General features: G+C 71.3%; 2 protein-coding genes. Both read right to left on the bottom strand.

Going from position 1 to position 7,069, the window contains the following annotated elements:
* Nucleotides 1–3,259 (bottom strand): exodeoxyribonuclease V subunit beta (gene recB / locus C1H66_RS19050; RefSeq protein ID WP_102629454.1); only part of this gene is annotated, 3,259 nt, incomplete at its 3' end.
* Nucleotides 3,256–7,026, bottom strand: coding sequence for an exodeoxyribonuclease V subunit gamma (gene recC / locus C1H66_RS19045; protein WP_102629453.1), 3,771 nt, complete (start codon nucleotides 7,024–7,026; stop codon nucleotides 3,256–3,258). The genes recC and recB, both read right to left, overlap by 4 nt.
* Between the last annotated feature and the right edge of the window lie 43 nt (nucleotides 7,027–7,069).

The raw sequence follows: 7,069 nt of genomic DNA, 5'->3' as shown, positions 1-7,069 counted from the left end.
GCAGGCTGGGCGTCAGCGGCTCGGCGGCGCTGTCGCGGGGCTCGTCGAGCACCTCGAAGGCGGTGGCCTCCAGCGGCGTGGTCGGCTCCGGCAGCGAGGGCGAAGTGGCGTTGTCATCGGCGGTTTCCGGTAGGTAAGCACTTACCGGGGCGGTGTCGGGCGTGGCCTGCGGCGTGGTGATCAGGCCGGAGGTACGCAGCGCCGAGTAGCTGGCGATCCACCACTGCTCCCGGGCCGGGCGCCGCGGCGTCAGTGCCTCGCCCAGGGCGGCCTGCCGCTCGTCCGGGCGGAACAGCGTCGCGGTGGCGGGCGGGGCCGGTTCGATGGCGATGGCCGCCTGATCGCCCTTGAGCGCCTCCAGGGCCGGGGCAAAGGCGGCCGGCTCCAGCGGTGCGCCATTCGCCAGCAGCTGGCCGATGGCGCTGCCCTCGCCGCCCTTGAGCGGCGCCATGCCCAGCCAGGTGGCGTGGCGGGCGCGGGTCAGCGCTACGTAGAGCTTGCGCAGGTCCTCGCCGAGGCGTTCGCGGTCGGCCAGCGCCAGGGTCGCCTCGTCGGCCTCGAGGCTGATGCGCAGCCGGCCCTCGGCGTCGTGCCAGCGCAGCGGCGAGTCGTCGGCCCGGGTGGCGCGGTGCCCGCAGATGAAGGGCAGGAACACCAGCGGGTACTCGAGACCCTTGGACTTGTGGATGGTGATCACCTGCACCAGGTCGGCGTCGCTCTCCAGGCGCAGCTTGTGGGCGTCGCCCTGGTCGTCGGGGGCGGCGATGGACTCGGCGAGAAAGCGGATCAGGGCGTGTTCGCCGTCGAGCTCCTGGCTGGCGTGCTGCAGCAGCTCGCCGAGGTGCAGCAGGTCGGTGAGATGGCGCTCGCCGTCGCTGGCCGGGCCGCCGCCCAGCAGCCGGCCGGGCACCTCGAAATCGTTCATCAGCCGCCGCACCAGCGGCAGCACGCCCTGGCGCTGCCACAGCCGGTGGTAGTCGCGGAACTGCAGTACCCGGGTTTCCCAGGCCAGTTCATCATTCCCTTGTGAAGAGCCAAGTCGGTCGAGTTCGGCCAGGCCGAGCCCCAGGGTGGGGGTGGCCAGGGCCGCGCGCAGCCGGCGTTCGTGCTCACTCGAGGACGAGGGGGACTCGGCGCAGGCGCGTAGCCAGGCCTCGAGCTCGAAGGCCATGGGCGAGGCGAAGACCTTGTCCTTGTCCGAGAGGTAGACGCTCTTCACCCCGCGCCGGGCCAGGGCCTGGCGGATGGCGCGGGCTTCATTCAGGCCGTTGACCAGCACCGCCATATCCGAGGGCGCCAGGGGCCTCAGCGTGTCGCCGTCGTGGAAGCCCGACTCGCCGCGGCGGCCACTCTCCAGCAGCGCGGCCATCTGCGAGGCGCAGCGTTCGGCCATCTCGCCGTGGTAGGCGGTCTTGGACAGCGGCTGCTCTTTCGAGACTTCAGGGGCATCGAGGCGCCACAGGGTCAGCGCCGGCTGGGGCTGGCCGTCGACGACCAGCGCGTCTTTCCTGCCTTTCGCCTTGACCGGCACGAAGGGCACCGGATTGCCGCCGTCCGCCTGCTTGAACATGAAGGCGCCGGGCGGGTGGGCCTCGGCGTAGGCGAAGCAGCGGTTGACCGCGGCGACCATGGCCGCACTCGAGCGGTAGTTGGTGCCCAGGGTGACGTGGCGGCCGGCGGTGTCGCGGCGGGCCTGCAGGTAGGTGTGGATATCCGCGCCGCGGAAGGCGTAGATCGCCTGCTTGGGATCGCCGATCAGGAAGACGCCTGTTCTGTGGGGATCGCCGTGGGGATCGCTGTGGGAATTGCCGCGGGCGTTCTCGGCCAGGCGGTAGACCCGGTCGAAGATGCGGTACTGCACCGGGTCGGTGTCCTGGAACTCGTCGACCAGCGCCACCGGGAACTGGCGGCGGATCTGGGCGGCCAGGGCCTCGCCACTGGGGCCACCCAGCGCCCGGTCGAGGTGGGTCAGTAGGTCGTTGGGGCCCATCTCGGCGCGGCGCTGCTGCTCGCGCTCGAGGCGCGCCCGGCACCACTGCACGGCGTGGATCAGCAGGTCGGCCCGCGGGTCGGGCAGCGCCTCCAGGGCCGCGGGCAGCTCGGCCAGGGCTTCCCAGGCCTCCGGCAGGGGCGGTTCCCCGTCCTGCCAGATCTCGGCCATGCCTTCCGGCGTCAAACGCTTCCAGGCGGCGTCGGTGAGCGCCGGGCGCAGGGCGTCGCCCTGGCTCCAGTCGCGCAGCGCGCCCAGCCAGTTGCTGCGGCTCCTGGCATTGAAGCTCTGGCCCTTGAAGGCCTTGCGCTTGGCGGCCTCCTCCAGCGCCGGTGCCAGCTCGTCGAGCCAGGCGGGCCAGGGCGCCTTGAGCTCGGCCAGGCGGGCGTCGCGTTCGGCCTGAGTGGTGGCCAGGGTCTCGGTCGGCTGCGGGGCGTCGGGTGGCAGGGCGTCACATTCGGGCAGCAGGCGGCGCACCGCGCCGTGCAGCGAGGCGCGGGTGTTGGTCGGCGCGTCCCAGTACTGGGTGATCTCGGCCAGCGCCTCGGCGCCCAGCGGGTAGTAGAAGCTGCGCCAGTAGTCGCGCACCACCTCCTGCTCCAGCTCGCTCTGGTCGGTTTCCAGCTCCAGCGAGAACAGGCTGCCGCTGTCGAAGGCGTGCTCGCGCAGCATGCGGTAGCACCAGCTGTGGATGGTCGAGACCGCGGCCTCGTCCATCCACTCGGCGGCCAGCTGCAGGCGGCGGGCGCAGGCGGGCCAGCCGGCCGGGTCGTACTGGTCGCGCAGGGCGACCAGCAGCGGGTCCAGCCCATCTGATGGGGCTGATCCGGGGGCAGGCCTCTGCGGAGGCGCTGTGAACCCCTCCCTGGGCGCTACATTCGACATCCCTGTCGAATGACCTCCGCTTCGACCTGCCCCCGGCGCCCCTTTGCCATGCTCAGCAAACTTTGGGGTCTGGCCCCAATGTTGACTTAGGCTAGGCGCGGCTTCGGGCGCCTGTAGAAACACCTCGGCGGCTTCGACCAGTCGGGCGCGGATACGCTCGCGCAGCTCCTGGGTGGCGGCGTTGGTGAAGGTCACCACCAGGATCTCCGGCGGGGTGAGCGGGCGTGAGAAGGCCGCCTCGTCCTGCTCGTTTCTCGCGCCCAGCACCAGGCGCACGTAGAGCAGGGCGATGGTGAAGGTCTTGCCGGTGCCGGCGCTGGCCTCGATCAGGCGGCTGCCATGGAGCGGAAACGTCAGCGGATCGAGCTCAGTGACTTCACTCATTTGTCATCTCCCTTGACCGCCAGGTAGAGCGGGGCCAGCAGCCGCTCGGTGAGGCTCGCGAAGTCGTCGCCGTCTTGCGAAGCGGCGCCCATCAGGGCGGAAAAATCGGGCCAGCGGTGGGCCAGGTAGGGGTTGCGATCCACCTCGCCGGCGGTGAAGTCGTCGCCCTGGTAGGCCTTGCGGGCGGCGTGCCAGGAGTCGCTGCCGGGGCCGTTGTCGTCGGCGCCACTGGTCTGTTTGTCGACCTTGCCCAGCCAGGCGAATGCGGCCTCGCAGGCCAGCGGCAGCGGCGCTTGCATGCCGGCCTGCCAGGTGGCGATCAGCTCGCGCAGCCGGCGCCGCGCGGTCTCGGGCTCCTGTGGCGGCAGGGTGACGTGGCCCGCCTTGGAGAGCAGCCGGGTGGTCATCGGTCGCTCGAGGTTGCCGGCCAGGTGCGCCACCCAGGGCCGCACCAGCTGGGCCCAGCGGTACTGGCCGCGGCCCCGCCCCTGGCTGATCAGGCTGCTGCTGGAGAGCAGCAGCCGGCAGCGCTCGCCCGCCTCATCGAGGCGCAGGGCGTCGAGCCAGTCCTCCAGCGGCGGGGCCTCGGCGGCGTTCGCGTCGAACAGCGCCAGGCGCACCGGCTCGGGATCCTCCACGGCGTGGGGCCATTGCTCGAGGGCCTCTCGGTAGGCCTCGAACAGCGCCTCCATGGGCTCGGCGAGCTGCTCGCGCATGCGGCTGCCGAAGGCGCCCATGGCCAGCACGCCCTGGCCTTCCAGGCGTTCGAGGGTGGCGTGCAGGGCCTCCACGCGGGGCTCCCCGGCGTCGATGGCGCGGCGCTGGGCCTGGATCAGGATGTCCTGCAGCTGCCAGTGGGTCAGGCCGTCGAGGGTGAAGGGCTCGTGGTCGAGGCTGGTGACGTCCTCGCGCTCCAGGAACACCCGGAGCCGGGTGGTGAAGAAGGCCTTGGTAGGATCGCGCAGGAAACTCCCCAGCTGGGCTATTGTTAACGGCGTTTCCTGCTTGAACGGTGACAAAGCTACTGCGCTCGACGATACGGCGTTAAAGCCCTTCTCAAACTGCTCATTTACGGCTCGTAAACTCCGCGTTTTCGGCGGGCTTTGCCTTGTCTCGTCTTCGCTCGTGACGCTTTGGGTCTTTTCCAATGTCGTTTCTTGCCCTGTCCTTGGGGACGTCTCGGTATGCACCTCCCGCCACTCATGGGCATAGGTGAAGAGCCGCTTGTCGGCGACGCTGCGCGCGTCCCGCTCCTGGGGGGCGGGAAAATAGGCGCGGCTGAACGGCTGCAGCGGGTGCTCGGTGGTCAGGGCGGCGAGCAGGCTGTCACCCGGAGCCTCGCCGCCCGCGGCGCGCCAGCCGGCGGCCAGGTGGTCGCGCAGCTGGCCGACCAGCACCGAGGGGGGCTTCTCGGCGTTGTCGACGATGCTGCGGCCGACCCAGCTGATATACAGCTGCTCTCGAGCCGAGAGCAGCGCCTCGAGGAACAGGTAGCGGTCGTCCTCGCGGCGCGAGCGGTCGCCGGGGCGGTAATCGCCGTTCATCAGGTCGAAGTCCAGCGGCGGGTGGTGGCGCGGGTAGTCGCCGTCGTTCATGCCCAGCAGGCAGACGCGCTTGAAGGGGATGGCGCGCATCGGCATCAGGGTGGCGAAGTTGACCGCGCCGGCGAGGAAGCGCTGGGAGAGGCTGTGCTCGTCGATCTGGCCCAGCCAGTGTTCGCGGACGATGGTCAGCGGCAGTTCGCGTTCCAGCCCGGCCTCGCGGGTGCTCTCCTGGAAGTCCTGCAGGGCCTGTTCGAGGCGCGCCAGCATCAGGCTGTCGCTGGCCTCCTCGGCCATGAAGCAGGCCTCGAGCAGCTCGCGCAGGCGGGTCACCCAGCCATCGGCGTCGGTGGGCCGGCGCAGCCGCTGCCACTGGGTCTCCAGGGTCTCCAGCAGGTGGGTCAGGGGGCCGGCCAGGGCCGCCTCCAGGCCGCCGATGTCATCGAAGGGCTCGATCCCCTGCCAGGCGCCGGCGGCACTGCCCACGGTGTAGCCGAGCAGCAGGCGGCGTAGGCCGAAGGCCCAGGTGTTCTGCTCCAGGCCGTCGGGCAGGTCGAGGCTGCCGCGCTGGCGGCCGTGCAGGCCCCAGCGGATGCCGGCGCCCTCGATCCAGCGCGCGAGCGTCGGCAGGTCCTCCTCCGCGATGCCGAAGCGGGCGCGCAGTGCCGGCACCTCGAGCAGGTCGAGCAGGTCGCTGACCGAGAAGCGCAGCTCCGGCAGGCGCAGCAGCTTCTCCAGGGCGATCAGCAGCGGCAGGCGGTGGCGGCTGGCCTGGTCGGAGAGGGTGTAGGGAATGTACCGCGGGTCGTCGGGAGGAACTTGACCGAATACGGCCTGGATATGCGGGGCGTAGTGGTCGATGTCCGGGACCATGACGATGATGTCCCGCGGGCGCAGCGTCGGGTCGGCGCTGAAGGCGGCGAGCAGCTGGTCGTGGAGGATCTCCACCTCGCGCTGGGGGCCGTGGGCGACGTGGAAGACGATGGAGTCGTCGCGCTCCACGTCCACCGCGGGCCAGGTGTCGCGGGTCTCGGCCAGCGGGCGCAGCTCGCGGATATCGTCCTGCAGTTGCTGCAGCAGGCGGCCGCCGCCCTCACTCACGCAGGGCTCGAACAGGTCGATGCGCAGCGCCTCGCGCGCGAACAGCCCTTCGTACTGCTGGCTGTCGTCGTGTTCGTCGAGCAGGCGCAGGTAGTCGCGGCCCTGCTTGCCCCAGGCGGCGAGCAGCGGCTGGGCGTGCAGGTGCAGGCTGGCCTCGCCGTCGCCATCGCCGAGCACGTCGAGGCGCTCGGGCATGCCGGCCTTGCGCTGCTGGCGCCGTCTCTCCGCGCGAAGGAGGTCCTTGTGCTCGATGATATCGGCCCAGTAGTGCTGGCAGGGGTTGTGCACGCACAGCACCACCTGGCTGACCCGGGCGATGGCGGCCAGGGCCTCGAGCGCCTGGCGGGGCAGCGAGGAGATGCCGAACACCAGCACCCGGCGCGGCAGGCCGGGGGGGCGATCGTTGGCCGCGAGCCGCTCGGCGGCGTCGAGGAAGCGCCGGTGGACCCGGGCGCGACTGGAGTCGATGCCGGCCTGGCCGTGGGCCGCGGCGACGTCGTCGCACAAGGCCCGCCACAGCTCGGGCTGCCAGCGCTGGGTGGCCTCCAGCTCGCGGCGCTGGCCGCGGGCGTCGATCCGCACGTCCTCGCCGGCGGCCCAGGCCTCGAGCCAGTCGGCGCGGTAGACCTGATACTGGTCGAACAGGTCGGCCAGGCGCTCGGCGAGCTGGTGGTGCTTGCGCAGGTCGTCGTCGCCGGCCAGGAAGCGCGCCAGGGGGGCGAAGTCGTCGCGGGCGAGCAGGCCGGGCAGCAGGCGCAGCAGCCGCCACACCAGCCGCGACTTGTCGAACGGCGAGGTGGCCGGCACCGCATCAACGTCGCCCTCGGCATGCTGTTCTTGATGAGTCAGCACCGCCCGATAGGCCTGCCACAGGAAGCGCGCCGGCAGGGTCACGTCGAGCGCGGCGGCGATGCCGGCGCCGCCGTTGACCGGGTCCTCGGCCAGGGCCAGCTTGAGCCACTGGCCGATGCCGTTGCTCTGCACCAGGATCGTCTCGTTCTCCAGCGGCTCGAGCGGGTGGCGGCACATCCACTCCACCGCCAGGCCGCGCAGGGCCTCCAGGCGGTTACCGTGGATCACCATGAAGCCGGGCGGGAGGGGGGCGGCGTGAGTGGCCAGGGGCATGGCGGGTCCTTCGCATGGTCCGTCTGGGAGCCATGGTGCCATA

The organism is Halomonas heilongjiangensis (genome assembly GCF_002879645.1).
Classification (GTDB): Bacteria; Pseudomonadota; Gammaproteobacteria; order Pseudomonadales; family Halomonadaceae; genus Halomonas; species Halomonas heilongjiangensis.
The sequence above is the reverse complement of the archived record's forward strand: the minus strand, read 5'-3'. Positions and strand labels throughout refer to the sequence as shown.

What these genes read in the sequence shown, in the direction of transcription:
- recC (WP_102629453.1), bottom strand. Translation starts at nt 7,026, where the DNA reads ATGCCCCTGGCCACTCACGCCGCCCCCCTCCCGCCCGGCTTCATGGTG.